The organism is Pseudomonas syringae, from assembly GCF_021605415.1.
Lineage (GTDB): Bacteria > Pseudomonadota > Gammaproteobacteria > Pseudomonadales > Pseudomonadaceae > Aquipseudomonas > Aquipseudomonas syringae_S.
On sequence record NZ_WKEQ01000017.1, the window covers coordinates 19,171 to 43,890 of the forward strand.

Here is a 24,720-nt window from a genome sequence, read left to right on the forward strand (position 1 = left end):
TGTTTGATTCAGGCAGAGCGGGCGTCACGTTGTTGCTCAAGTACTTCCAGTTCGGCCTTGTAATTGTGAGCGTCGATCTCGTTGTGGAACATCCCGACCAGCAAGTCTTGTTGGTGCACGTCCCAGATTCGGACACCGGCGGCTACGCCTTCGTGGGACATGTGTGAATCGTCGCGTTCAGTTACTTTTACAGTCATCTGCTAGCTCCAAATCTCAAGTTATCTGCAGCAAGGCGTGTGCAGGACTCTTTTATAAGTTTGGTTAGCTTGCTAGGTAAATGCTTGATTTGCGCAAGGTGTTGTTGCGTTTTTTGCAACAGTGCTGCAGCCCGCGTAATCCGCGACATTCGGTCGCAGGTCAGTAAGTTTCATGACAGAAGTTTCATTTTAAGGGCATGCGTAAACCCCTGTGGGAGCTGGCTTGCCAGCGATTGCGGAGTGTCAGGCCACATAGATGCAGGCTGTGCTGACGTCATCGCTGGCAAGCCAGCTCCCACAGTTTTTGTCAGGCTGGAGTTTTCTTCAGGCGAAAAAAAACGCCCCGAACCAGTCGGGGCGTTTTCGCGTGTTGCTCAGCAGCGGGGAATTACTTGCCTTCCCAACGCTTCATGACCAGGGTGGCGTTGGTGCCACCGAAGCCGAAGCTGTTGCTCATCACGGTGTTGATGGTCGCGTTCTCGCGAGTCTTGGTCAGGATCGGCATATCGGCCACTTCCGGATCAAGCTCGTCGATGTTGGCCGAACCGGCAATGAAGTTGCCTTCCATCATCAGCATGCAGTAGATCGCTTCGTGAACGCCGGCGGCGCCCAGGGAGTGACCCGACAGGCTCTTGGTGGAGCTGATGGCCGGAGCCTTGTCGCCGAACACTTCACGTACACCTTTCATTTCCGCGACGTCGCCGACCGGAGTCGAAGTGCCATGGGTGTTCAGGTAGTCGATCGGGGTGTCGACGGTGGACAGCGCCTGCTGCATGCAGCGGATCGCGCCTTCACCACTCGGGGCCACCATGTCGTAGCCGTCGGACGTCGCGCCGTAACCAACGATTTCCGCGTAGATTTTCGCGCCACGGGCCAGAGCGTGTTCCAGCTCTTCAACCACGACCATGCCGCCACCGCCAGCAATGACGAAACCGTCACGGTCTTTGTCGTAGGCGCGGGAGGCTTCCAGCGGGGTCTCGTTACGTTTGCTGGACAGCGCGCCCATGGCGTCGAACAGGAACGACTGGCTCCAGTGTTCTTCTTCACCGCCACCGGCGAAAACGATGTCCTGCTTGCCCATCTGGATCTGTTCCATGGCCGTACCGATGCAGTGAGCACTGGTGGCGCAGGCAGATGCGATGGAGTAGTTCAGGCCCTTGATCTTGAACGGAGTGGCCAGGCAAGCGGAAACGGTGCTGCTCATGGTCCGCGTTACGCGGTATGGGCCGACGCGCTTGACGCCTTTTTCGCGCAGGATGTCCAGCGCTTCCATCTGGTTCAGCGTCGAGGCGCCGCCGGAACCGGCGATCAGGCCAGTGCGCGGGTTGGACACTTGCTCTTCGGTCAGGCCCGAGTCAGTGATCGCGTCTTTCATGGCCAGGTAGGCATAAGCCGCTGCGTGGCCGACGAAGCGATAGATCTTGCGATCGATCAGTTCTTCAAGGTTGAGGTCGATGGAGCCGGAAACCTGGCTACGCAGACCCATTTCGGCATATTCCGGGTTGAACCGGATGCCAGGGCGGCTTGCACGCAGGTTAGCGGAGACGGTCTCTTTGTCATTGCCCAGGCACGAAACGATGCCCAGACCAGTGATAACGACGCGGCGCATGCGGATAACCCTTAGAAGTTGTCAGTGGAGGTGAACACGCCGACGCGAAGGCCTTCGGCGGTGTAGATTTCGCGACCGTCGACAGTGACCGAACCGTCGGCGATGGCCAGGTTCAGCTTGCCCTTGAGGACGCGCTTGATATGAATGTTGTAAGTGACTTTCTTGGCGGTCGGCAGCACTTGACCGAAGAATTTCACTTCGCCCGAACCCAGTGCACGGCCACGGCCCGGAAGACCCTGCCAGCCCAGGAAGAAGCCGACCAGTTGCCACATGGCATCAAGGCCCAGGCAGCCGGGCATTACCGGGTCGCCTTCGAAGTGGCAAGCGAAGAACCACAGGTCTGGATTGATATCCAGCTCGGCGACCAATTCACCTTTGCCGTACTTGCCGCCTTCTTCGCTGATCAGGGTGATGCGATCCACCATCAGCATGTTCGGGGCGGGCAGTTGCGCGTTACCTGGGCCGAACAGCTCACCGCGACTGCAGCGCAGCAGGTCTTCCCGGGTAAAGGCGTTTTGTTTGGTCATGCGAGCTCCTCAATAATCCCATGCGGCAGGTGGGGCAAATCTTCCCGGCCGATCGATGCGTACACGCCTCGTACCGGCAGCCTACTCATAGACTATTGCGTTGTGGTGAAAGTCACAGCGCCAAGGACATGAAAGTACACTTGTGCACTGAAATTTTTAATCAAGCCTCTTTTGAGGCTCGTTCGGGTGCCTAAGACTGCCGCACTTTCGCTTTTCATGCCAGTCACAGATGGTCGAAAGGCCTTCATTACTGCACCCAGCGCTGCAGAATCTGCTGTAGGTCATGACGTTTGAACGGCTTGGCCAGATAATCGTTCATACCCGCCGACAGACAGGTCTCGCGGTCGCCCTGTAAGGCGTTGGCGGTCAACGCGATGATCGGCACGTTCATGCGCTCGGGCAACTGACGAATCTGTCGGGTCGCTTCGTAGCCGTCGATGATCGGCAGGCGGCAGTCCATCAGGATCGCCTCGAATTCGCGATTGGCAGCGCTGCTCACTGCTTGCGCACCATCGGTGGCGACACTCACCGTGAAGCCCAGACTGCGCAGCATGGCTTCGATAACCGTTTGATTGACCGGATTGTCTTCCACCAGCAACACATGACGTCCCTCACCCGGGCCGTCGCCATTCGCAACACGCGGCGCCGCCATGGCCGGCAATTGCTCCTTATTCAGGGCCAATGGAATTTCAAGCGTGAAGACCGATCCCCGACCTTCCTCACTCTGCGCGCGCAACGTACCGCCCATGCGCTCGGCCAGCGTTCGAGCAATTGGCAAACCGAGACCGGTGCCGCCGTACCGTCTCGAAATGGAACTGTCGGCCTGCTGGAACGCGTTGAACATCAACTCAAGGCTTTCAGACGAAATACCGATGCCGCTGTCGCGCACCGAGCAGGTGAACCACAACAGTTCGTGATCCAGCGACTGCCATTGCGCTTCGATGCTGACTCGCCCCTGTTCGGTGAACTTCAACGCGTTCCCGACCAGATTGACCAGGATCTGCCGAATCCGCGTCGGGTCACCCTTCACTTGCAAGCGGCGCATGTCATCGGGAATTCGCAGTTGAAGTGCCAGGCCGCGTTGCGCTGCGCTGTGCTGGAACGACTGCGCGCAAGTTCCAATCACGTCGGCGAGATTGAACGGGATGTGCTCCAGTTCAAGCTCCGAACGTTCGATGCGCGAAAAATCGAGAATATCGTTGATGACCTTGAGCAAGTGCTCGGTGGATTCCGACGCCAGCGCTGCGTATTCGATCTGTTCCTCAGTCATGTCGGTGGTTTCGAGCAATTGCAGCATGCCCAGTACGCCGTTCATTGGCGTGCGCAGTTCATGGCTCATCATCGCCAGGAAATCCGATTTGGCGTTGTTGGCCTTTTCCGCTTCTTCGCGGGTCTGGATCAGCTGCGCCATGGCCTGATGCTGCTCGCGGCTGGCTTGCTCCAGTGCCTGGGCGAGGTTGTTGATGTGCTGCGACAGCGCCCCCAGTTCGGTGTCGTCGACAATCGGCAGTGGGGTTTTATAATCGCCGTCCTGAATCGCCTTCACTGCAACGCCGATATCGCGGATCGGTTGCGCCAGACTGCCGGCCAGCCGTCGGGCCAATACAAAGGTGAACAGCAGGGCGAACAGCGCAAGAATCCCGGCCTTGAGCACAATGCCCTGCTGGCGTTGGCTGAACGCGTCGTTGGACAGGCCGACAATCACCCGGCCCAGATAGTCCTCACCGACGGCGCCGGTACTGACGTGGGACTCCTGGAAAAAATCATTGTTGAGAGCGATGCGCTGCAAGCGCACCGGTGCCTGAAACACTTCAACCTGATGTGGATGGCTTTCGATGGAAGTGGGCTGTTCGACGTACACCAGGATCCGGTTGGTGCTGTCCTGCACTTCGAGAAAACGCACATTCGGCGTGGCCAGCGTTGCCTTGAGCAGGCTTTCCAACACGTCGTTGTTGCCGGAAATCACGCCGTATTCGGCTGCCGGCGCCAGTTGGTTGGCAATCAATTGGCCAGTGTGGTTGAGCTCTTGACGCAAATCCTGAATGCGCACGAAAGTAAAAAAGCTGATCAGCAGCAGCGTCAGCAGCAGCGCGGGCCCGAGGCTGATGAGTTGGGTGCGGGTATTGATGTCCCAACGACGACGGAAAATCATGGGCGGCGTTCTCCTTCGGCCAACTGTCGGGCGACCAACGCTTCGTTCATCGACTCGATCCCCAGGGAGCGAGCCACTTGCGTATTACTTGAAACTTTGAAACGTGAGGGATAGAGCGTGCGCGGCCACTCAGCGGGTGGGCGGTCGAGCAGCCCGTCGAGTTCCGCCAGCCAGTCTTGCTGATCGCTATAAGTGCTGGCCAGGCTGCCGGCGCGGACGAACGCAGCGTTCGGTCCGATCAACGCCAGTTGCCGTGAATAACTGCTCAACAGCAAGTTTTTCGCGGTTTTCGGGTTGTACAGATCCGGGTCGTCGAGGCCCAGCAATACGTCGCTGTTTTTCAGCAGATTTTGCAGCGGACGGCTGTCGCGGATGTTGTCCCAGCGCTCACTGACAATGTCCAGGCTCAGCGGTTGCGCCGCCAGGTGCAGCTCTTTAATGAGGAATTCGCTGTGCTGGTCGAACAAAACGCCGACCCGCTGAGCTTGCGGCAAAATGTGCCGGATCAGTTGCAGCTGTCGGTTCAGCGGCGGGTCACTCCACAACAGACTGAGGCGCGGCGGCAGTTGGGTTCCAAAGCGCTGCTGCCCTTGCAGTCGACTGATGCGCAACACCAGGGTCGCCGGCCCTTGCGCGTCTTGCAGGCGCCAGTCCAGGCTTGGCATGTCGAGCAGGATCAGACGCAAATTCGACGGCAGTTTGCCCGGCGCCGGCAGGCTGGCCAGCGGTTGGAATCGTACATGGTCGGCAGGGCGCAATTCACTCAGGGCCTGGACGAAGGACTGCACACCGGGGCTTTCTTCGGCGCTGGTCAGCAGGATGTCGGCGGCCTGCACGCCCACGCCGTGCAGCCAGGCCGTCAGGAACAGAAACAGGCCGGCCAGCCATTGGCCAACCGTCGGCGTTTTCCGTAACAGGCCGTAACCCATCCTAGAGTTCCAGGCCAGCGCTGAAATACAGCACGCGGCGCTCGTCGTAATGGTTGTCGACGAAGGTGGTCGGTTGCTGGTCGAGGCGCTGTTGCAGGACGCCAGCCAATTCCAGTCGGGCCGTGCCCAGCGCAATGCGTTTGGCGATGCGTGTGTCGACCCGTTCAAAGCGGTAGCCATTGAGGGCGTTGTCGCCGTAATAGAAGAGGGCGCTGCTCCAGCCTTTGCCCCAGTCGCGCAGCCAACCGGTCGAGCCGCTGTTGCGCGAAGTGAATTGTTGATCCAGCGGATTGCTCGCCTGCGCATCGACGTACGCGTAGGTCAGGCGCAAGCGGTCGGCCCGGCTCAGGCGCCAGTCCAGTTGCGTTTCCGTGCCGCGAAAGCGGGCACTGTTGGCATTGCTGGCGATGTACTGATTGTTGCGTAACGGCTCGCTGATCATTCCGGTGATTTCGTCGTAGAACAGCTTGATGTCGACCGCCAGCCCGACTTCGGTGAAAAAACCGTTGTAGCCCAGTTCGCGCGAGCGCATATGTTCCTGGTCGAGGTCGCCGGGGCCGCGGGTCTTGACGAAATAACGGGCGGAAGACTGGCCATAGGCAAGCGGCCGCAAATGAGTGACGTTGTAGCTCCAGTTGACGTTGTTCTCAAACATGTCCGGCGAACGGATCGCCTCGGAGTACACCGCGCGCAAGCCGTGGCGCGGGTTGATCAGGTAGTTGACGGCAATGCGTGGCGTCAGCGAACTGCCGATCAGACGGGTATCTTCAAACATCGCGCCGCCCTGCAACAACCAACGCTCGCTGGCACGCCATTCGAGCTGGCCGAAGGTGCGCCAGGACGTGTCGTCGAGGGTGCCATTAAAGTACGTTTCGGAATGGGCCCGGTCGTAACGGTAGTTGACGCCACTGACCAGTCGAAGGCTGTCGGACAGGCTGAGGGTGTCCTGCATTTCGACGTCGTAACGCGACTCCCGGGCGCTCTGGTCGATGTCACCGCACAGCGTCTGACTGGCGCCGTTGCGCCACTGATCAAGGGCCTGATTGGCCAGCGCCATTTGTTGCGGGGGCCCGGGGGGCGCTCCAGGGCCAGTGAAGCGGGTGATGTTGCGCGCCAGCCGCTCGGTGTAGTTCGGGTCAAGTTGCCAGAGTTCGGCCAACTGCGGACTGAACGACAACTCGGCATCGCAGGCGCGCCAGGTCTGCTGACGATCCCAGTGTTGCGCGGAACCTTGAACATAAAGGCTGTGATCGGGATTGATGTCGAGGTTCCAGCGCACCGATCCGGCGTAATCCTTGGCGATCACGTCGGAATTGTTCCCGGCAGCGGTAATCCCGGAAAACACCGGACGGTAAGTGTAGGGACGCTGGTTGCTGCCGTCCTTGGCGTTCAGTTGCCAGTCGAGGCTCTGGTTGTCGCTGAGCGTCTGGCTGACGGCGAGACCGAGTCGATTCAATCGGCGGCTGTCGCGGTAGTCGGCACCGGTGCGGTCGCTGTCAAAGCCGTCATCTTCCTGACCGGACAACGAGAGGCGCAGATCGCCGCTGCTCCATCCGGTGCTTTGGCTGGCATAAAAATCATTGATCCCGCGCTGGCCACGGGTGACTTTCAGCCGCGTGCCGTGACTCTCCGCCGGGTTGCGCGTGATGATGTTGACCACCGCCATCAGTGCGTTGGCGCCGTAGCTCACCGTGTTCGGGCCGCGAAAAACCTCGATACGCTCGATGTCTTCCATCGCGACGGGAATGTCGCTCCAGTCCACCGTGGCCAGGCCTGCGCGGTACACCGAGCGCCCATCGATCAGCACCTGCATGCGCCGCGCTTCGGTAGCGTTGGTGCCGTGGTAATTCACCGCCGCCTGATTGCCGCTGATGTTGCCGACCATCATACCCGGCACCAGACGCAGCAACTCGCTGATGTCGCGGGCGCCGCTGGCACCGATCAGTTCGTTATCCAGCACAGTCATGCTTCCCGGCACCTGCGCCGGCGTCTGTTTCAGGCGCGTAGCCGTCAGCACCGGCGGCAGGGTTTCACTGTCGAGAAACAGGTCGTCCGCCTGCAATGCCGGGCTGAACAGCAAGGCCAGCAGCAGGGGCGAACGCGGGGAGGGCGGGGCGAGAGACACGACACAGCCTGGATAGCGATAAGTTGGCGCGCATGTTAACCGACGGCTGCGAGTTTTCCAGTCACGTTATGGGCATTTTCCTCGGTTTTATTGGTCTTCTTCCTACAGGTGTCGGTAATTGACGCAGGGGCTGTCCGTGACCGGGACGCTCCGTATAATGCCGGCATCGCCACTGGTATGGATTAACGGATTGCATATGACTGAACAGCGCCCGATTGCCGTCCTGGGAGGCGGAAGTTTCGGCACCGCCGTGGCCAATCTTCTGGCCGAGAACGGCCATCAAGTCCGGCAGTGGATGCGTGACCCCGAGCAGGCTGAGGCCATCCGGGTCAATCGCGAAAACCCGCGTTACCTCAAAGGCATCAAGATTTTGCCAGGCGTGACCGCCGTCACCGACCTGCAAGCGACGCTGGATGCCTGCGATTTGTGCTTTGTCGCCTTGCCCTCCAGCGCGTTGCGTTCGGTGCTGGCCAGCCACGCCGAGCGCTTGAGCGGCAAGATGCTGGTGAGTCTGACCAAAGGCATCGAAGCCAAGACCTTCAAATTGATGAGCCAGATCCTCGAAGACATCGCCCCCAAGGCACGCATCGGCGTGCTGTCCGGGCCGAATCTGGCCCGGGAAATCGCCGAACACGCACTGACCGCCACGGTGGTCGCCAGTGAAGACGAAGACCTCTGCACGCAAGTGCAGGCCGCGCTGCATGGCCGCACGTTCCGCGTCTATGCCAGCGCGGACCGGTTTGGTGTCGAATTGGGCGGGGCGTTGAAGAACGTTTACGCGATCATTGCCGGCATGGCGGTAGCGCTGGAAATGGGCGAGAACACCAAGAGTATGTTGATCACCCGGGCCTTGGCCGAGATGACCCGGTTTGCAGTGAACCAGGGCGCCAACCCGATGACCTTCCTTGGCCTGGCCGGTGTCGGCGATTTGATCGTCACCTGTTCGTCGCCGAAGAGCCGCAACTATCAGGTCGGCTTTGCCCTCGGTCAGGGTTTGAGTCTCGATGAAGCGGTGTCGCGCCTTGGCGAAGTCGCCGAAGGGGTCAACACTTTGAAGGTACTCAAGGCTAAATCCCAGGAAGTCGGCGTCTACATGCCGCTGGTCGCCGGACTGCACGCGATTTTGTTCGAGGGGCGCACGCTTGAGCAGGTTATTGGTCTGTTGATGCGTGGCGAGCCGAAAACCGATGTCGACTTTATTTCCACCAGTGGTTTTAACTGATTGAGCAGGGAGCGAGCCATGAACGATCCAAAGAATGAAACCCGATACGAGTCGATCCTGTTGCGGGTCTTATGGATGGTTGTTTACCTGATGGTCTGGCAGGTGGCGCAATTCATTCTCGGCGCCGTCGTGCTGGTGCAATTGATCTATCGTTTGATCTATGGCGCGCCGAACGCGGGACTGATGAATTTCGGCGACAGCCTGAGTCAGTTTCTGGCGCAGATCGGCCGTTTCGGCAGTTTCCACAGCGACCAGAAACCCTGGCCGTTCGCCGATTGGCCGGCGCCGCGGACACCGGAAGGTGAGGCGCCGCATGCTGTCGCGCCAGCACCGCATCCGGTTCGTGATGAGGAGCCCAAACTATGAAAATCTGGGTATTGCGACATGGTGAGGCGGTGCCTCATGGTTCCAAGCCTGATCCTGAGCGGGAGTTGACGGCTCAGGGTTGCAATGAAGTGTTGAGTACAGCGACCGAGCTGGTTGGGCAGCCATTGACGGCGATTTATTCCAGTCCTTATCTGCGTGCTCAGCAGACGGCGCAACTGGTGCGTGAGGCGTTGGGCTTTGAACCTGAAATTCGTACGGTTGATTGGCTGACGCCTGAAGTTGATCCGGACAAGGTGGCTGAGCAATTGGTCGCGGTCAGCGATGTTTTGTTGGTCAGTCATAATCCTCTGGTCGGGAATCTGTTGAGTTACTTGCAGCATGGCCTGGGTTTTCCGCCGGTGAGGGTTTCTACGGCCGGATTGGCGGAAGTTGAGGGGGATGAGTTGGTGGTGGGGGCCATGCGGCTTAATAGCCTCAAACATCCTTGAGTCGGGTATGCCAGTCCCCCTGTAGGCGCTGCTGTGGCTGCGATCTTTTGATCTTGTTTCTTCTTGTTAAAAACTCAACCAAGCACTTGCTTGGTTGACTACGCTTGCTCCAGACCAAAAAAACAGGAGCGAGTCGCATGTCTGCCGCATTCCGTTTGCCGCTGGACGTGTTTTATGAACGTGAATCCCGTCATCCGCGCCAGCGCTTTCTGGTGCAACCGGTTGGCGGTGGGCAGGTCGAGACGTTGACCTGGGCGGATGTCGGTCATCAGGCCCGTTGTGCGGCGCACTGGTTGCGCGCTCGGGAATTGCCGCAAGGCAGCCACATTGCGTTGATTTCGAAAAACTGCGCGCACTGGATCATCGCCGACCTGGCGATCTGGATGGCCGGGCATGTGTCGGTGCCGCTGTATCCCAATCTCACGGCTGAGTCCATGAACCAAGTGCTGACTCACTCTGAGAGTGTGTTGGCGATTATCGGCAAACTTGATGATTGGGCGGGTATGTCCCGGGGGCTGCCGGCAGGGTTGCCGACAATCAGTCTGCCGCTGCATCCGCCCGGCGATTTTGATTTCACCTGGGATGATTTGCAGCGCAGTTCGCCGATTCAGGACGATCCGCGTCCGGGCGCCGACCAATTGGCGACCATTATTTACACCTCCGGCACTACTGGCCTGCCCAAAGGGGTTATGCACAGTTTCGCCAATCTTGGATTTGCCACGACGCACGGAACCGAGCTGTTCGGACTCAACGAGAGCGACCGGCTGCTCTCTTATCTGCCGCTGTGCCATGTCGCCGAACGGATGTTTGTCGAGATGGCGTCAATCTATACCGGGCAAACGGTGTTTTTTGCCGAGAGCCTCGACACCTTTCTTACTGATTTGCAACGGGCGCGGCCAACCGCGATGTTTGGCGTGCCGCGGATCTGGACGAAGTTTCAAATGGGGGTCTACAGCAAAATCCCGGCGAAGCGTCTGGATTTCCTCCTCGGTTTGCCGATCATCGGCAAGCGTGTCGGTCACAAGGTTCTGGCGGGGCTTGGGCTGGATGCATTGCGGGTGGCGTTGTCCGGTGCAGCGCCGGTGCCGCAGACGTTGTTGCGCTGGTATCAGAAGCTCGGCCTGGATGTGCTGGAGGTGTACGGCATGACCGAGAGCTGCGGTTATTCGCACATTTGTTTGCCGGGCGAATACAAGGAGGGGTGGATCGGCAAGCCGTGCCCGGAGGTTGAGGTGCGCATCGATGAGTCCGGCGAAGTTCGGGTGCGCAGTCAGGCGAACATGCTGGGTTACTTCAAGGAACCACAGAAGACGGCTGAAACCCTGACCGGAGACGGTTTTTTGCGCACTGGCGACAAGGGTGAGCAGGACGCCGAAGGTCGCTTGCGTCTGACTGGACGACTCAAGGAAATTTTCAAGACCAGCAAAGGCAAGTACGTGGCGCCAGCACCGATTGAAAACCGTTTGGCGGTGCATGCCCGGATCGAGCAAGTGTGTGTGGTGGGCGACGGACTCAGCGCGCCGTTGGGATTGTGTGTGCTGTCGGCGGCGGGTATGCAGGACGCCGTGGGTGCGGCGCGGGCGGGTTTGCAGGCGAGCCTGGAAAAACTGCTGGAGGACGTCAACGCCGCGCTCGACAAGCACGAGCGCCTGCGTCGGTTGGTGGTGGTCAAGGACAGTTGGGCTGTGGAAAACGGCTTTCTTACGCCGACATTGAAGATCAAGCGCAATGTGATCGAGGACGCTTATGGCGCACGCTTCGAAGAATGGAGCGAGCGTAGCGAGGCGGTGCTGTGGCAGGATTGAGCGACGATCAAAACAACAAAGGAAGTTTGCGATGACCTTGTGGCGTACCACTCCCGACATCGAGCAATTGAACGCAATCCAGAAAAACACCATCGGTGAAGTGCTGGACATCCGTTTCGAATCCTTCGACGCAGAGTCTCTGACCGCGAGCATGGTCATCGACCACCGCACACATCAGCCGTATGGCCTGTTGCACGGCGGCGCCTCTGTGGTACTGGCGGAAACCGTCGGCTCAATGGCCAGTTATCTATGCATCGATGCCAGCAAGTTCTATTGCGTGGGGCTGGAGATCAACGCCAACCATTTGCGAGGTTTGCGCAAAGGACGGGTGACGGCGGTGGCAAAGCCGATTCACATTGGTCGCACCACCCATGTCTGGGATATTCGTTTGACCAGTGACGAAGGCAAGGCCAGTTGCGTATCGCGGTTGACCATGGCGGTGGTGCCGTTGGGTGAGCAGCCGCCGGCGCGATGAGTTTCGTGAGGCGCGGGGCAGTGAACACCATAGCTCTGACCGGACTGTCATCATTCCTGGCAGTTACGGTCATTGCTGATTGACGCGGCGTTGCCGACAATCAACGCCTGTTTCCCCGCCCACGGATTGACCGGTATGTCGCAACCCATTTTTTTCGCCCACGCCAACGGCTTCCCCTCGGGCACCTATGGCAAGTTGTTCGCGGCGCTGGCGCCGGAATATCGGGTCGCGCATCTGGAGCAGCATGCCCATGACCCGCGCTTTCCGGCGGACGACAACTGGTACAACCTCGTCGACGAGTTGATTCATCACCTTAAACAACAGGACGAACCTGTGTGGGGCGTCGGCCATTCGTTCGGCGGGGTGCTCCACCAGCACGCGGCGATGCGTTGCCCTGAACTGTATCGCGGCGTGGTCATGCTCGATTCGCCAGTGCTGACGCGCGCCGATCAATGGGTGATTCGAGCGGCCAAGCGTTTTGGTTTCATCGACAAACTCACGCCCGCAGGCCGCACTTTGGGTCGCCGCGAAGAGTTTGCCGACATCGACAGTGCGCGCAGTTACTTTGCCGGAAAGACGCTGTTTCGCAGCTTTGATCCGGAATGCTTCGACGCCTACCTGCAACACGGTTTGTACAAAGTCGGCGATTCGCTGCGGCTGCGGTTCGATCCGGCCACCGAAATCAGCATTTACCGAGGCGTGCCCCACACCAGTCCTGGTCGCACCGGGCATTTGAAGGTGCCGCTGGCGGTGGTGCGCGGGCACAAGAGCCGCGTGGTCATGCGACATCACGCCAGCTCGGTAGGGCGCCTGCCCCAGGGCGAATCCTTGACCGTGCCCGGCGGGCACATGTTTCCGCTCGAACGTCCGCAGGACACGGCGCAGTTGCTGAAAAGCCTGTTCAGTCGCTGGGACAGCCGCCAGCAACAGGATTGCGCATGAGCCCGACCTTTGAAGAAGTGCGTCTGAGCCTGCCGCATATCGAACTCGCGGCGCATTTGTTCGGCCCCCAGGATGGTTTGCCGGTCATTGCGCTGCACGGCTGGCTGGATAACGCCAACAGCTTTGCGCGGCTGGCGCCGAAGCTCGAAGGATTGCGCATCGTTGCACTGGACATGGCCGGCCACGGGCATTCCGGGCATCGTCCGATCGGCGCCGGGTATGCCTTGTGGGATTACGCTCATGACGTGCTGCAAGTGGCGGAGCAATTGGGCTGGAAACGTTTTGGCCTGCTCGGCCACTCGATGGGCGCCATTGTGTCGCTGGTGCTTGCCGGTTCGTTTCCGGAAAGGATCAGCCATTTGGCGCTGATCGATGGTGTGATTCCTCCTACCGACAAAGGCGAAAACGCCGCCGAGCGCATGGGCATGGCCTTACAGGCGCAACTGGATCTGCGCGACAAGCGTAAACCGGTCCATCCCACGGTTGATCGCGCTATCGAAGCGCGAATGAAAGGCTTGGTGGCGGTCAGTCGCGAAGCCGCCGAGCTGTTGGCTCAGCGTGGTCTGATGCCGGTGCCGGGCGGCTACACGTGGCGCACCGACAATCGACTGACCCTGCCATCGCCGCTGCGACTGACTCAGGAGCAGGCGATGGCTTTCGTGCAGCGCCTCACGTGTCCTGCACATTTGGTGGTGGCGGCTGACGGCATGTTGGCTAAACACCCTGAGTTGCTGGAGCGTCTACCCTTCAGTCATGAGCAACTGTCCGGTGGGCACCATTTGCATCTCAACGATGAAGCTGGCGCTGATCTTGTCGCACGCTGTTTCAATCGGTTTTTCGCGATTCCTTGACTTGCGCAGGTCAACTGTCGAGGCTGGGCGGGTTGAAATGGGAGACGACCATGATGGATCTCTACACCGCTGCGCCCCCGAATGGCCACCAGGTCTCTATCGTGTTTGAAAAAAAGGAAGAAACGACCGTGCAAACCCTCCAGGCATTGCCCATCCAATGAGGCGGCCTATGCGATCAATCGGTTTGCTGGCGCTGTGCTTGTTCAGCCCCTTGTCTTTTGCCGCTGACGTCCCGGGCAGTCAGGATTTGTCGATCGTGCCGCGTCTGGCCGATGCGCAAATCGTTGACTATCGCGCGCGGACGGAAATGGAACGGATCTACCCGATGGGCTCGATCCGAAAGATCAGCGGCCAGTTACGCTTCGACGGTCAGGTCAGTGCCCGGGGGCAAACGACGTCGGTGACTTACGAACTGCCGCCGGAGCATGCCGCCACCGAAGCGTTCACTGCCGCCCGCGAAGCTTTGCAAGACCAAGACGCCGAGCTGTTGTTCTGGTGTCAGGCCAGGGATTGCGGCGAAAGCAGCCTGTGGGCCAACGAAGTGTTCAGCAATGCCAAGCTGTTCGGCGCCGACGAACAACAAGCGTATCTGCTGTTGCGTCTCGCGGCTCCTCAGGACAACACATTGGTGGCGCTCTACAGCATCACTCGTGGCAATCGCAAAGCCTATTTGCATGTGGAACAGTTCGAAGCGAGTGCGCCGCTGGGCGAACTGCTGCCGACTTCGGCGACGTTGCTGCGACAACTCAGAAGCACCGGTGAGCTGGAATTCCCGAAACTTTCCGGTGATCCCGATGACACTTGGCTGCGCCTGTTGTCCCGGGGGCTGAATCTCGATACCTCGTTGCGGGTGGCGGTGTCCGGCGCCAAGGCTGAAGCCTGGCGACAAGCCCTGATCGGTGCCGGCGTGCGGGCCGCGCGCCTGGAAGGCGGCAATACCGAAACTTCAGGCCTTCGCATCGATCTGTTGCGCTAGGTTTTTTTTGGCGAGCGCGCATGGCGCGTTCGCCTACGCTTTGGCTGACTGACTTTTTCGAGATTTTTCATGCTCAATAACGATCGGCTGTTGGTGCAGATCCTGCTGCTGGTGCTGTTCGGCGCCAGCCTGTGGGTGATGGCGCCGTTCTGGTCGGCTCTGTTCTGGGGCGCAGTGCTGGCATTCGCCAGTTGGCCGCTGATGCGTTTGCTGACGCGTTGGCTCAATGGCCGCGAATCCTTGGCGGCACTGATCCTGACCGTGTGCTGGATGTTGCTGGTCGCGGCGCCGCTGGTGTGGCTGGGCTTCAATCTGGCGGATCATGTGCGCGATGCCACGGCGTTCATCAAGGACGTGCAGGTCGACGGTTTGCCGGAGGCGCCTGCGTGGCTGGGCTCGATTCCTTTTGTGGGCGAGCGTCTGGTTAATCTCTGGGACAGCATCGATCAGCAAGGTGCGGCGATGATGCTGGCGATCAAGCCTTACCTGGGGCAGGTCGGCAATTGGCTGCTGGCGCGCAGTGCGCAAATCGGTGGCGGGATCCTTGAGCTGACCCTGAGCATTGTATTCGTGTTCTTTTTCTATCGTGACGGGCCGCGTCTTGCGCACTTCGTTCACCGTTTGCTTGAGCGATTGATTGGTGATCGTGCCGGGTATTACATCGAGTTGGTGGCCGGGACGGTGCAGCGGGTGGTCAACGGCGTGATCGGTACGGCAGCGGCGCAGGCGATTCTGGCGTTGATCGGTTTTCTGATCGCCGGGGTTCCGGGTGCGCTGGTGCTAGGGATCACGACGTTTTTGCTGAGTCTGATTCCGATGGGGCCACCGCTGGTCTGGGTGCCTGCCACCGCTTGGCTTGCCTGGAAGGGTGAATACGGGATGGCGGTGTTTCTCGGAATATGGGGGACGTTTGTCATCAGTGGCGTGGATAACGTGCTCAAGCCGTATCTGATCAGCCGGGGCGGGAATTTGCCGTTGGTGATTGTGTTGCTCGGGGTGTTTGGCGGGTTGATTGCGTTTGGGTTTATCGGGTTGTTTATCGGCCCTACGTTGTTGGCGGTGGCTTATAGCCTCTTGACGGATTGGAGTAAGAGTCAGGCTCGGGTTTGATGTTTCGGGCTTGGCGGCCTGCTTTTCTGTAGGAGTGAGCCTGCTCGCGATAGTGGCTTGGCCGCCGACCAGTCCCTCCCGGTTGCCCCTCTGTAAGCGCAGCCTCAAGCGACAAGTTGTCCCAAATGTGTGAAGTTTGTACCGGCTGAAACACATACATGAAAACGTCCGAGTCCTGTGGGAGCGAGCACTGCATTTGGACGGTGGAGACTTCAGGGGCGGGGCAGGCGAATGACGGCGGTCAGGCCGCCACCGGGCGTTTCTTCCAGGGTCAATTGGCCGCCCAGGCGTATCGCCGCTTCCCGGGCAATGGTCATGCCCAGGCCGACACCGCCGGAGTTGCGGTTGCGCGAGCCTTCGAGGCGAAAGAACGGCTCGAACACCGCTTCGCGTTTGTCGGCCGCAATGCCCGGGCCATGGTCGATCACGCGGATCAGCAACTGTTCGCGGTGATCCTCCAGGGCAAGGTGCGCATCACCGGCATAACGCAGCGCATTGTCGAGCAGGTTGTTGAGGCACGAACGCAACGCCATCGGTTGCACTTGCATTGGCGCGCAATGCCCGCTGACTTGTATGTCGGCGCCTTGATCCTGGGCGTTTTCGCACAGTGATTCAGCCAGCGCCTGCACGTCCATCCACTGCAAGGCTTCGCTGGTGCGTTGTTCGTGCAGGTAGGTGAGGGTGGCGTCAAGCATGCCGATCATGTCGTCGAGATCCTGGCGCATCTGGCCCTGCAATTTGTCGTCATCAATCTGTTCGAGGCGCAGTTTCAGCCGCGACAGCGGTGTGCGCAGGTCGTGGGAGACGGCGCCGAGCATCCGTGCGCGCTGCTGCACTTGTTCGCGGATGCGTTGCTGCATCACGTTGAACGTGTGCGCGGCACGGCGGGCCTCGCGCGGGCCGGATTCATCGAGTGGCGGGCTGTCGAGGTCTTCACTCAGGCGTTCGGCGGCATTGCTCAGGCGATGAATCGGTCGGGTGAGCAGTTTGGCACCGTACCACGCGGCGATGATCAGCGAGATGAACTGAAAGGTCAGCGGCACCAGCGGCCCGCCGAACCACGGACGGGGTGGCCGTGGTTCGAAGCGTGGATTTTGTAGTGATGGCCGCCCGTCGATCGTTTCAGAAAATTCCGCTGGAGGGGGCGGCGGTGGCGGGCCGTAATGTTTGAACCAGGCAAAGGCCAGCAGGTGCGCCAGGACGATCGCCGCGAACAACACACCGAAGAGGCGGCCGAACAGCGTGTCGAAGCGCGCTCGCATCAGCCAATGTCCCGGGCGTCGAACAGATAACCTTCGCCGCGCACGGTTTTGATCAGTTGCGGTGCTTTCGGGTCGTCGCCGAGTTTTTGCCGCAGGCGGGAGACCAGCAAGTCGATGCTGCGGTCGAAGGCTTCGATCGAGCGCCCACGGGCGGCATCCAGCAGTTGTTCACGGCTGAGCACCCGACGCGGGCGTTCGATGAACACCCACAACAGGCGAAACTCGGCGTTGGACAGCGGCACCACGAGGCCATCATCGGCGACCAGTTGGCGCAGGACGCTGTTCAGGCGCCAGTTGTCGAAGCGAATATTCGCACGCTGTTCGGTACGGTCGTCGCGCACGCGGCGCAGGATGGTCTGAATCCGCGCGACCAGTTCCCGAGGTTCGAACGGTTTGGCCATGTAGTCATCGGCGCCCAGTTCCAGGCCGATGATGCGGTCGGTGGGTTCGCAGCGGGCGGTGAGCATCAGGATCGGAATGTCCGACTCGGCGCGCAGCCAGCGGCACAGCGACAATCCGTCTTCGCCGGGCAACATCAGGTCGAGCACCACCACGTCGAAATGTTCAGCCTGCATCGCCTGGCGCATCGCCGCGCCATCGGTCACACCGCTGGCGTGGATGTTGAAGCGGGCGAGGTAGTCGATCATCAGGTCGCGGATCGGCACGTCATCGTCGACGATCAGCGCGCGGATGCTCCAGCGCTTGTCGTCTTTCGGGTCTTCGTTCACGGACGCTTGAGTGTTGTGCATGGGGGCTGTTCATCTGCCATTCAGGCTGCCAACCACAAAGATGGGCTGCGAGGTTTTGGTTTTCAGCATAGGCGTCCGGCCGCGAGGCGGGAAGGGCTGCTGTAAGGATGTGTTGCGGTCGGCGAGGGTAGCCGGGGCACATGTTGGCGGCGTGTCGTCTGTGTATCGGGTTCGACACAATGGCCGTGAGCGCTATGCTGCCCATGGCCGGCGACACGATTTACCGATCATCGGGTGCCGCGACGCCGCCGGTTCCGCTACAATGCCGCGCCGATTTCATCCTGTTCGAGAGCCCATCCATGTCCGCCTGCCAGACTCCTATCATCGTCGCCCTGGATTTCCCCACCCGTGACGCCGCGCTGAAGCTGGCCGACCAGTTGGACCCGAAGTTGTGCCGGGTCAAAGTGGGCAAGGAGCTGTTCACCAGTTGCGCCGCAGAAATCGTCGGCACCCTGCGTGACAAAGGGTTCGAAGTATTTCTCGACCTGAAATTCCATGACATTCCGAACACCACGGCGATGGCGGTCAAGGCTGCCGCCGAGATGGGCGTGTGGATGGTCAACGTGCACTGCTCCGGCGGTCTGCGCATGATGGCCGCCTGCCGCGAAGTGCTGGACAAGCGCAGCGGCCCGCAACCACTGTTGATTGGCGTGACCGTGCTGACCAGCATGGAGCGCGAAGATCTGGCGGGCATTGGTCTGGACATCGAGCCCCAGGAACAGGTTCTGCGTCTGGCGGCACTGGCCGAGAAGGCCGGGATGGACGGTCTGGTGTGCTCGGCCCTGGAAGCCCAGGCCCTGAAAACCGCGCACCCGTCGCTGCAACTGGTGACCCCGGGGATTCGTCCGGCGGGCAGCGCCCAGGACGATCAGCGCCGTATCTTGACGCCGCGTCAGGCACTGGATGCCGGCTCCGATTATCTGGTGATCGGTCGTCCGATCAGCCAGGCTGCCGATCCGGCGCAGGCACTGGCCTCAGTCGTCGCTGAAATCGCCTGAGCACCACTAAACCTGTAGGAGCGAGCAGGCTCGCCCCTACAGGTTTTTTTGTGATCCTCAGTCGTGCTCTAAACCTTTAACACCAACTTGCCGAAGTTCTCGCCGTTGAACAGTTTCATCAACGTTTCCGGGAACGTCTCCAGACCCTCCACGATGTCTTCTTTGCTCTTGAGCTGCCCCTTGGCCATCCACCCGGCCATTTCCTGAGCGGCGCTGGCGTACTGCGCGGCGTAGTCCATCACCACGAAGCCTTCCATCCGCGCACGATTGACCAGCAGCGACAGGTAGTTGGCCGGACCTTTGACGGCTTCCTTGTTGTTGTATTGGCTGATGGCGCCGCAGATGACTACTCGCGCTTTCATGTTAAGGCGACTCAACACCGCGTCGAGAATGTCGCCGCCGACGTTATCGAAATATACGTCGACGCCTTTCGGGCATTCGCGCTTGAGGCCTGTGATGACGTCTTCGCTCTTGTAATCAATGGCGCCGTCGAAACCCAGTTCCTCGATCAGGAACTTGCACTTGTCCGCACCGCCGGCAATCCCGATCACCCGGCAACCCTTTAGCTTGGCGATCTGCCCGGCAATGCTGCCCACCGCACCGGCAGCGCCGGACAGCACCACGGTGTCGCCTTCTTTTGGCACGCCGACATCAAGCAGGGCAAAGTAGGCGGTCATGCCAGTCATGCCCAATGCAGACAGATAACGCGGCAATGGCGCCAGTTTCGGATCGACTTTGTAGAAACCTCTGGGTTCGCCGAGGAAATAATCCTGCACGCCGATGGCACCATTGACGTAGTCCCCGACGGCATACGCGGGGTTGTTCGAGGCAACGACTTTGCCTACGCCCAACGCGCGCATGACCTCACCGATGCCGACCGGTGGAATGTAGGACTTGCCCTCGTTCATCCAGCCTCGCATCGCCGGGTCGAGGGACAGATATTCGTTCTTGACCAGAATCTGCCCGGCCGACGGTTCGCCCACCGGCACTTCCTGATAGGTAAAGGTCTCGCGGGTGGCGGCGCCCACCGGGCGTTTGGCGAGCAGGAACTGGCGATTGGTCTGGGTAGTCATGACAGGCACTCAAATGAATGAAGTCTTGTTGATAGCCCCTCCCGGGCGATGTCGCAAGGTTGGCTGATGCGGCGAATACGGTTTGATCCAGTGCAGTGATAGTCGGCGCCATGGCTTTATCACCCGAATTCATAAGCCAATAAACGGCCATCTGATAGTGCTGACGCCGCGCCGTGCGGTATGACTATGCTGCCAGACTGTATTTCCCCCGCATTCATCCGTTCGAGGACACAACAATGAGCATGACGTTTTCCGGTCAGGTCGCCGTAGTGACGGGGGCTGCCAACGGTATTGGTCGCGCGACTGCCGTGGCGTTCGCCGCTGAAGGTTTGAAAGTGGTGGTGGCTGACCTGGATGCAGCAGGTGGCGAGGGCACCGTGGCGCTGATTCGTACGGCCGGTGGCGAAGCGACCTTCGTGCGTTGCAACGTCACCGTGGAAAGCGATGTGAAACATCTGATGGACGAGGTCATCAATACCTACGGCCGACTCGACTATGCCTTCAATAACGCTGGCATCGAGATCGAAAAAGGCAAATTGCCGGAAGGCACCATGGACGAGTTTGACGCGATCATGGGCGTCAATGTCAAAGGCGTCTGGTTGTGCATGAAGTACCAGTTGCCGTTGCTGGTGGCCCAGGGCGCAGGCGCGATCGTCAACACGGCATCGGTCGCGGCGTTGGGTGCGGCGCCGAAGATGAGCATTTATGCGGCGTCCAAGCATGCGGTGATCGGGCTGACTAAATCGGCGGCCATCGAGTTCGCCAAAAAGAAAATCCGCGTCAACGCCGTGTGCCCGGCGGTGATCGACACCGACATGTTTCGTCGTGCCTACGAGGCTGATCCGAAGAAAGGCGAATTCGCCAACGCGATGCATCCGGTTGGCCGTATCGGCAAGGTCGAGGAGATTGCCAGCGCCGTGCTTTACCTGTGCAGTGATGGCGCAGCGTTCACCACTGGGCATTCGCTGGCTGTGGACGGTGGCGTGACGGCGTTCTGAAAAGGGCTCAGTGCTTTGCGTGAAAAAGACCTGCATCGACGCGGAATCGATGCGGGTTTTTTTCTATCCGTTTCAATGCCCCTTAAACCCGATAAACAATGTGTTTCAAATAGTTAGACAAGGCACTTTTGACGGTTTTATCGCACAGCCGAATCGACGTTCCTGTGATTTACTGCCGCCAGCAAAACGGACAGGAGTTTGCGTGCTCATGGAATTGAGAATTGATCGACAGGCGATGGTGCCTGTCGTGCAGCAGATTGTGGAAGGACTGACTGACTGGATCCAACAGGGCGAAGTGCCCCCGGCCACGCGCCTGCCTTCCGTGCGGCACATCGCGCGTTGCAATTTGCTCAGTCAATCGTGTGTGGTGGAGGCATGCGAACGTCTGGTCGCACAGGGCATTCTGGCGTCCCGCCAGGGTGCCGGATTCATGGTCGCCGCAGCGGCGGGGCATCGCCAACACGCCATTCAGCCGGACTGTACAACGGCGCAACCCTGGTGCCCCGAAGCCTGCGAACTGGCTGCCGGGTTGCGATTGGGCAGCGGCAACTTGCCTGAGAGTTGGCGCGAGTCCGACGACCTGAGCTACGCGATTCGTCAGGTGGCACGCACCGATATGGCCGGTCTGTTCAACTACGGCTCACCGTTGGGATTGCCCGTATTGCGCGAGCAAATAGCCCGGCGTCTGAGCTCACTGAGCATCGATGTCGGCAACTTACAGATTCTGACTACAGCCGGGGCCAGTCATGGGCTGGATCTGATCGTGCGTACCTTGTTCAAGGCCGGAGATTGTGTGGTAGTGGAAACCCCTGGGTACACGCCACTGTTCGAGCTTCTGCGCCTGCACGGTGTGCGAATGCTGGAAGTGCGTCGGACGCCGAAAGGGCCGGATCTCGAGGCGCTCGAAGCCGTGTTGCGCCAATACCGGCCGAAGGCGTTATTCATCAACAGTCATCACCACAATCCAACCGGCAGTTGCCTGACCCCGACGGTGGCGCAACGGTTGCTGCAATTGAGCCGGACTTACGAGGTGCGACTGATCGAGGACGATGTCTACGCCGATCTGCACAATGGCAGCGGCGTGCGTCTGGCCGCGCTGGATGATGAAGGCCGGGTAATTTACGTCGGCAGTTTTTCGAAAACCCTCAGCAGTTCGTTGCGGGTCGGTTTTGTGGCGGCCGACAGTGAGTTAGTGGCGCGTCTGGCCCGGGTCAAGATGATCAGCAGTCTGGGTACTTCAAGTTTTAACGAGGCTGTATTGGCATCACTGCTGACCAGCGGAGCATACCGCAAACTGGTGCAGCGACTGCGGCAACGGTTGAACACTGAACGCGCGGCAGCCTTGCAGGCACTGGAGGATGCCGATTGGGAAGTGTTCGGTAAACCCACGGGGGGGCTGTTCATCTGGGCGCGTTCACCCCAGGCCGATCAGGCACGCCTGCAACGGCATGCCCAAGTGTGCGGTGTATTGCTTTCACCGTCGGCGGCGTTCAGTCCCAGCGGAGAAAGTTGTGACTGGCAGCGTATCAATGTCGCTTATGCATGCGATGCGCGAGCGCGGCGTTTTTTTCGGGCCAGTCTTGCAGATCGACCTCGGCCATCCTGAAAACGACGTGAGCGTAGCTTTTTGCCATTATTCCGACGCCGGAGACTTGTGCTGGTTCCTGGCCGTTGCGAATCTCCGTACACAAACTTTGGCAGGGGACTAGGCGCAATGATTTCAGCCGTGCAAGGACGTTTTGCCAACCTCGGTATGGCGAAAAAACTGGGTGTCGGGTTTGTGCTCGTTTTACTGTTGACCGCATTGGTGGCAGCCATTGGCGTCTGGTCGCTGCAGGCCATCAGTCAGCGATTCGATGGACTCAAACAGATGTCATTTCTGCACAGCGACCTTCTCAAGGTGCGGTTGCTGGAACAGGACTACGCGTTGCACGGTAATCCGAAAACCGTCGATGCCTTGCGTGAAGGCGTCGACGGCCTGATCGCGCAAGCCAGTCTGCTCAAAACTCGATCGCCGGCTAATGTGCCGGTGATGAGTGACGTCGAACAGTCCCTTGCCGCCTACCGTAAGGCATTCGACGAGTTTGTTTCCCTGACGCAAGCCAAGGATCTGGCTCTGGAAATGGCCAGTTGGTCGGTGTCCAGCGTGGCCAACAATCTCGATGTATTGCAGGCCGGGCTGGCCGATGATGGTGCCTACACCTTGAAAGAAACCGAGGGCAAGGACGGCTCGCAATTCGTCGAGCAGGCCAGCCAGGTCAGTCAGGTTTCGCAATTGATGCTGCAAGCCATGAATGAAGCGCGGATGCGTCTGGATCAGAGTCGCAAGGGCAATGCCGACGAGTCCGCCAAGGGCGAAATTGAACAGGCAGCCCAGGCCAAGTCCGGGGCCGAAGCGCTCAAAGGCGTGGTCAAGGACGAAGGCTATCTGACCGTGCTCAATGAAGTGTCCGGGCACATCGCGGGGTTCAACGACAAACTCGCCGAGTACACCGGGCTGCTCGCGCAGGAAAAAACCGTCTACGAACAACTGCATCAGCGCGCGGCCCAAGTGGTCGAGCGGGTCGATCAGGCTTACGTCGCCGAAGATGCTGCCATGCAAGTGGAGTTGAAGAAAAACTCGGTGCTGATCATTGGTTCTTCGGCTCTGGCGTTATTGGTCGGGTTGGCGGCGGCGTGGGTGATTACCCGCTTGGTCGTCGCGCCGCTGCGCCGTGTGATCGAGGTCGCGCGGCAAATTGCTGCCGGTGACTTGAGTGGCACCATTGAGGTGACGCGCCGGGACGAAATCGGCCAGTTGATGCTGGCCATGCAGCAGATGGGCGCAGGGCTGAGCAGTATCGTCAGCGGACTGCAGGCGGGTATCGAGCAACTGGCGAGTTCGGCGCAGTCGCTGTCGGCGGTGACGGAGCAGACCAATCTTGAGGTCAGCAGCCAGAAAGAAGAAACCGAGCAGGTCGCCACGGCGATGAATCAGATGACCGCCACCGTTCACGACGTGGCGCGCAATGCTGAAGAGGCTGCGCTGGCGGCGCAGACGGCTGACGGAAAAGTCGAGAGCGGTCAGCAAGTGGTGCGCCAGAGCATGGCACGCATTGAGCAATTGGCGGATTCGGCGACATCGGCCAGTTCGAGCATTGAAAGCCTGAGTGCGGAAATCCAGAACATCGGTACGGTGCTTGAGGTGATCAAGAGCGTTGCCGAGCAAACCAACCTGTTGGCGCTCAATGCCGCGATTGAAGCCGCCCGGGCGGGGGAGCAGGGCAGAGGCTTTGCTGTGGTGGCCGACGAGGTGCGGGCGTTGGCGCGACGTACGCAGCAATCGACCGAGGAAATCGAGCGGTTGGTCAGCGCTTTGCGTTCGGCGGCGCATTCGTCGGTGCAGCAGATCAAAGGCAGCGGTGAGTTGGTGAAGCTGGCGGTGGCTGATGCGTTGCAGACGGAAAGTGCGCTGGGGAGTATTGCAGCGGCGGTTTCGTTGATTCAGCAGATGAATCAGCAGATTGCTGCGGCTGCCGAGGAGCAGAGTTCGGTGGCCGAGGAGATTAATCGCAGCGTGACGAGTATTCGGGCGAGTGCGGATCAGTCTTCTGTTGCGATGCGGGGGAATGCGGCGTCGAGTATTGAGTTGGCACAGTTGGGAGGGGAGTTGCGGGGGATGGTTGGGCATTTTCGCATTTGATTTTTTTCTTTGACCTTGGCCGCCTCTGGGCCGACCAGGTTCTGGTTCGATGGCGGCCTTACAATCGACCGAATTAATTTCGGGTGTACTTGATCGTTCCCACGCTCGGCGTGGGGATGCAGCCGGGACGCTCTGCGTTCCGGGCCCGGCGAAACCTCCTGTTGGAGCTGCCGCAGGCTGCGATCCTTTGATCTTCGGTTCTGGCGATTCAGGCAATAAAAAA

Annotated in this window: 22 protein-coding genes and 1 pseudogene; 14 read left to right on the forward strand and 9 right to left on the reverse strand. The window is 59.7% G+C overall.

Translation table 11 applies throughout. From position 1 onward, the window contains the following. Nucleotides 1–8: 8 nt before the first annotated feature. The 6 genes from GIW69_RS14020 to GIW69_RS14045 all read right to left on the reverse strand — a co-directional run bounded on the left by GIW69_RS14020 (nucleotide 9) and on the right by GIW69_RS14045 (nucleotide 7,539). Nucleotides 9–197, reverse strand: coding sequence for a hypothetical protein (locus GIW69_RS14020; protein WP_236483274.1), 189 nt, complete (start codon nucleotides 195–197; stop codon nucleotides 9–11). A gap of 388 nt (nucleotides 198–585) precedes the next feature. After that, a complete protein-coding gene (fabB, locus tag GIW69_RS14025; protein ID WP_236483275.1) occupies nucleotides 586–1,806 on the reverse strand; it encodes a beta-ketoacyl-ACP synthase I in 1,221 nt (406 codons plus the stop codon). Nucleotides 1,807–1,817: 11 nt separating this feature from the next. Next, the gene (gene fabA, locus GIW69_RS14030; RefSeq protein ID WP_003227150.1) at nucleotides 1,818–2,333 is read right to left on the reverse strand and encodes a 3-hydroxyacyl-[acyl-carrier-protein] dehydratase FabA; all 516 of its coding nucleotides are present in this window, start codon (nucleotides 2,331–2,333) and stop codon (nucleotides 1,818–1,820) included. Nucleotides 2,334–2,580: 247 nt separating this feature from the next. Then, entirely contained in the window at nucleotides 2,581–4,485 is a 1,905-nt protein-coding gene (locus GIW69_RS14035; RefSeq protein WP_236483276.1) for an ATP-binding protein, read from the reverse strand. Further along, on the reverse strand, nucleotides 4,482–5,414 hold the full coding sequence (locus GIW69_RS14040; RefSeq protein WP_236483277.1) for an ABC transporter substrate-binding protein: 933 nt from the start codon (nucleotides 5,412–5,414) through the stop codon (nucleotides 4,482–4,484). The genes GIW69_RS14035 and GIW69_RS14040 overlap by 4 nt, the downstream gene beginning before the upstream one ends. A gap of 1 nt (nucleotide 5,415) precedes the next feature. Beyond that, nucleotides 5,416–7,539 carry a TonB-dependent receptor domain-containing protein gene (locus tag GIW69_RS14045; protein ID WP_236483278.1) on the reverse strand — a complete coding sequence of 708 codons (2,124 nt, stop codon included), beginning with the start codon at nucleotides 7,537–7,539 and terminating at the stop codon, nucleotides 5,416–5,418. A gap of 196 nt (nucleotides 7,540–7,735) precedes the next feature. Between GIW69_RS14045 and GIW69_RS14050 the strand changes: the two genes are divergently transcribed. The 9 genes from GIW69_RS14050 to GIW69_RS14090 all read left to right on the forward strand — a co-directional run bounded on the left by GIW69_RS14050 (nucleotide 7,736) and on the right by GIW69_RS14090 (nucleotide 15,735). After that, on the forward strand, nucleotides 7,736–8,761 hold the full coding sequence (locus GIW69_RS14050) for an NAD(P)H-dependent glycerol-3-phosphate dehydrogenase (protein WP_236483279.1): 1,026 nt from the start codon (nucleotides 7,736–7,738) through the stop codon (nucleotides 8,759–8,761). A gap of 18 nt (nucleotides 8,762–8,779) precedes the next feature. Continuing rightward, nucleotides 8,780–9,127 carry a DUF4389 domain-containing protein gene (locus tag GIW69_RS14055; protein WP_236483280.1) on the forward strand — a complete coding sequence of 116 codons (348 nt, stop codon included), beginning with the start codon at nucleotides 8,780–8,782 and terminating at the stop codon, nucleotides 9,125–9,127. Beyond that, a complete protein-coding gene (gene sixA / locus GIW69_RS14060; protein WP_236483281.1) occupies nucleotides 9,124–9,576 on the forward strand; it encodes a phosphohistidine phosphatase SixA in 453 nt (150 codons plus the stop codon). The genes GIW69_RS14055 and sixA overlap by 4 nt, the downstream gene beginning before the upstream one ends. Before the next feature lie 137 nt (nucleotides 9,577–9,713). Next, nucleotides 9,714–11,381: an AMP-binding protein gene (locus GIW69_RS14065; protein WP_236483282.1), complete on the forward strand. Its 1,668-nt coding sequence runs from the start codon at nucleotides 9,714–9,716 to the stop codon at nucleotides 11,379–11,381. Nucleotides 11,382–11,412: 31 nt separating this feature from the next. Beyond that, nucleotides 11,413–11,856 (forward strand): hotdog fold thioesterase, encoded by a 444-nt coding sequence (locus GIW69_RS14070; protein ID WP_236483283.1) that lies wholly within the window; start codon nucleotides 11,413–11,415, stop codon nucleotides 11,854–11,856. Between the two features lie 135 nt (nucleotides 11,857–11,991). After that, a complete protein-coding gene (locus GIW69_RS14075; RefSeq protein WP_236483284.1) occupies nucleotides 11,992–12,798 on the forward strand; it encodes an alpha/beta fold hydrolase in 807 nt (268 codons plus the stop codon). Next, on the forward strand, nucleotides 12,795–13,649 hold the full coding sequence (locus GIW69_RS14080) for an alpha/beta hydrolase (RefSeq protein ID WP_236483285.1): 855 nt from the start codon (nucleotides 12,795–12,797) through the stop codon (nucleotides 13,647–13,649). Before GIW69_RS14075 ends, GIW69_RS14080 begins: the two co-directional genes overlap by 4 nt. Nucleotides 13,650–13,818: 169 nt before the next feature. Next, on the forward strand, nucleotides 13,819–14,625 hold the full coding sequence (locus tag GIW69_RS14085) for a DUF4892 domain-containing protein (protein ID WP_236483286.1): 807 nt from the start codon (nucleotides 13,819–13,821) through the stop codon (nucleotides 14,623–14,625). A gap of 69 nt (nucleotides 14,626–14,694) precedes the next feature. Next, entirely contained in the window at nucleotides 14,695–15,735 is a 1,041-nt protein-coding gene (locus GIW69_RS14090; protein ID WP_236483287.1) for an AI-2E family transporter, read from the forward strand. A 212-nt stretch (nucleotides 15,736–15,947) separates the two neighbouring features. Here the strand turns inward: GIW69_RS14090 and GIW69_RS14095 are convergent, their stop codons facing one another. Next, the gene (locus GIW69_RS14095; protein ID WP_236483288.1) at nucleotides 15,948–16,997 is read right to left on the reverse strand and encodes an ATP-binding protein; all 1,050 of its coding nucleotides are present in this window, start codon (nucleotides 16,995–16,997) and stop codon (nucleotides 15,948–15,950) included. After that, on the reverse strand, nucleotides 16,997–17,746 hold the full coding sequence (locus GIW69_RS14100; RefSeq protein WP_236483289.1) for a response regulator: 750 nt from the start codon (nucleotides 17,744–17,746) through the stop codon (nucleotides 16,997–16,999). Before GIW69_RS14100 ends, GIW69_RS14095 begins: the two co-directional genes overlap by 1 nt. Before the next feature lie 299 nt (nucleotides 17,747–18,045). Here GIW69_RS14100 and pyrF point away from each other — a divergent pair, with 299 nt between their 5' ends. Next, nucleotides 18,046–18,744: an orotidine-5'-phosphate decarboxylase gene (pyrF, locus tag GIW69_RS14105; RefSeq protein WP_236483350.1), complete on the forward strand. Its 699-nt coding sequence runs from the start codon at nucleotides 18,046–18,048 to the stop codon at nucleotides 18,742–18,744. Nucleotides 18,745–18,812: 68 nt separating this feature from the next. Here the strand turns inward: pyrF and GIW69_RS14110 are convergent, their stop codons facing one another. Next, nucleotides 18,813–19,817: an MDR family NADP-dependent oxidoreductase gene (locus tag GIW69_RS14110; protein ID WP_236483290.1), complete on the reverse strand. Its 1,005-nt coding sequence runs from the start codon at nucleotides 19,815–19,817 to the stop codon at nucleotides 18,813–18,815. A 236-nt stretch (nucleotides 19,818–20,053) separates the two neighbouring features. On the opposite strand from GIW69_RS14110, the gene GIW69_RS14115 reads away from it, so the two are divergent. The 4 genes and pseudogenes from GIW69_RS14115 (at nucleotide 20,054) to GIW69_RS26400 (ending at nucleotide 24,497) form a co-directional block, all read left to right on the forward strand. Continuing rightward, entirely contained in the window at nucleotides 20,054–20,815 is a 762-nt protein-coding gene (locus GIW69_RS14115; RefSeq protein WP_236483291.1) for an SDR family oxidoreductase, read from the forward strand. A gap of 208 nt (nucleotides 20,816–21,023) precedes the next feature. Next, the gene (locus GIW69_RS14120) at nucleotides 21,024–22,421 is read left to right on the forward strand and encodes an aminotransferase-like domain-containing protein (protein ID WP_236483292.1); all 1,398 of its coding nucleotides are present in this window, start codon (nucleotides 21,024–21,026) and stop codon (nucleotides 22,419–22,421) included. A gap of 990 nt (nucleotides 22,422–23,411) precedes the next feature. After that, nucleotides 23,412–23,636, forward strand: a pseudogene (locus GIW69_RS26395) (HAMP domain-containing protein); the annotation flags it as partial. Further along, nucleotides 23,634–24,497: a methyl-accepting chemotaxis protein gene (locus GIW69_RS26400; RefSeq protein ID WP_496570919.1), complete on the forward strand. Its 864-nt coding sequence runs from the start codon at nucleotides 23,634–23,636 to the stop codon at nucleotides 24,495–24,497. The pseudogene GIW69_RS26395 and the gene GIW69_RS26400, both read left to right, overlap by 3 nt. The last annotated feature ends 223 nt before the right edge of the window (nucleotides 24,498–24,720 follow it).

Excerpts from the sequence above, each read along its gene's own strand:
- GIW69_RS14020 (WP_236483274.1), bottom strand. The coding sequence starts at position 197 with ATGACTGTAAAAGTAACTGAACGCGACGATTCACACATGTCCCACGAA.
- fabB (WP_236483275.1), bottom strand. The coding sequence starts at position 1,806 with ATGCGCCGCGTCGTTATCACTGGTCTGGGCATCGTTTCGTGCCTGGGC.
- fabA (WP_003227150.1), bottom strand. The coding sequence starts at position 2,333 with ATGACCAAACAAAACGCCTTTACCCGGGAAGACCTGCTGCGCTGCAGT.
- GIW69_RS14035 (WP_236483276.1), bottom strand. The coding sequence starts at position 4,485 with ATGATTTTCCGTCGTCGTTGGGACATCAATACCCGCACCCAACTCATC.
- GIW69_RS14040 (WP_236483277.1), bottom strand. The coding sequence starts at position 5,414 with ATGGGTTACGGCCTGTTACGGAAAACGCCGACGGTTGGCCAATGGCTG.
- GIW69_RS14050 (WP_236483279.1), top strand. The coding sequence starts at position 7,736 with ATGACTGAACAGCGCCCGATTGCCGTCCTGGGAGGCGGAAGTTTCGGC.
- GIW69_RS14055 (WP_236483280.1), top strand. The coding sequence starts at position 8,780 with ATGAACGATCCAAAGAATGAAACCCGATACGAGTCGATCCTGTTGCGG.
- sixA (WP_236483281.1), top strand. The coding sequence starts at position 9,124 with ATGAAAATCTGGGTATTGCGACATGGTGAGGCGGTGCCTCATGGTTCC.
- GIW69_RS14065 (WP_236483282.1), top strand. The coding sequence starts at position 9,714 with ATGTCTGCCGCATTCCGTTTGCCGCTGGACGTGTTTTATGAACGTGAA.
- GIW69_RS14070 (WP_236483283.1), top strand. The coding sequence starts at position 11,413 with ATGACCTTGTGGCGTACCACTCCCGACATCGAGCAATTGAACGCAATC.
- GIW69_RS14075 (WP_236483284.1), top strand. The coding sequence starts at position 11,992 with ATGTCGCAACCCATTTTTTTCGCCCACGCCAACGGCTTCCCCTCGGGC.
- GIW69_RS14080 (WP_236483285.1), top strand. The coding sequence starts at position 12,795 with ATGAGCCCGACCTTTGAAGAAGTGCGTCTGAGCCTGCCGCATATCGAA.
- GIW69_RS14085 (WP_236483286.1), top strand. The coding sequence starts at position 13,819 with ATGCGATCAATCGGTTTGCTGGCGCTGTGCTTGTTCAGCCCCTTGTCT.
- GIW69_RS14090 (WP_236483287.1), top strand. The coding sequence starts at position 14,695 with ATGCTCAATAACGATCGGCTGTTGGTGCAGATCCTGCTGCTGGTGCTG.
- GIW69_RS14095 (WP_236483288.1), bottom strand. The coding sequence starts at position 16,997 with ATGCGAGCGCGCTTCGACACGCTGTTCGGCCGCCTCTTCGGTGTGTTG.
- GIW69_RS14100 (WP_236483289.1), bottom strand. The coding sequence starts at position 17,746 with ATGCACAACACTCAAGCGTCCGTGAACGAAGACCCGAAAGACGACAAG.
- pyrF (WP_236483350.1), top strand. The coding sequence starts at position 18,046 with ATGTCCGCCTGCCAGACTCCTATCATCGTCGCCCTGGATTTCCCCACC.
- GIW69_RS14110 (WP_236483290.1), bottom strand. The coding sequence starts at position 19,817 with ATGACTACCCAGACCAATCGCCAGTTCCTGCTCGCCAAACGCCCGGTG.
- GIW69_RS14115 (WP_236483291.1), top strand. The coding sequence starts at position 20,054 with ATGAGCATGACGTTTTCCGGTCAGGTCGCCGTAGTGACGGGGGCTGCC.
- GIW69_RS14120 (WP_236483292.1), top strand. The coding sequence starts at position 21,024 with ATGGAATTGAGAATTGATCGACAGGCGATGGTGCCTGTCGTGCAGCAG.
- GIW69_RS26400 (WP_496570919.1), top strand. The coding sequence starts at position 23,634 with ATGGGCGCAGGGCTGAGCAGTATCGTCAGCGGACTGCAGGCGGGTATC.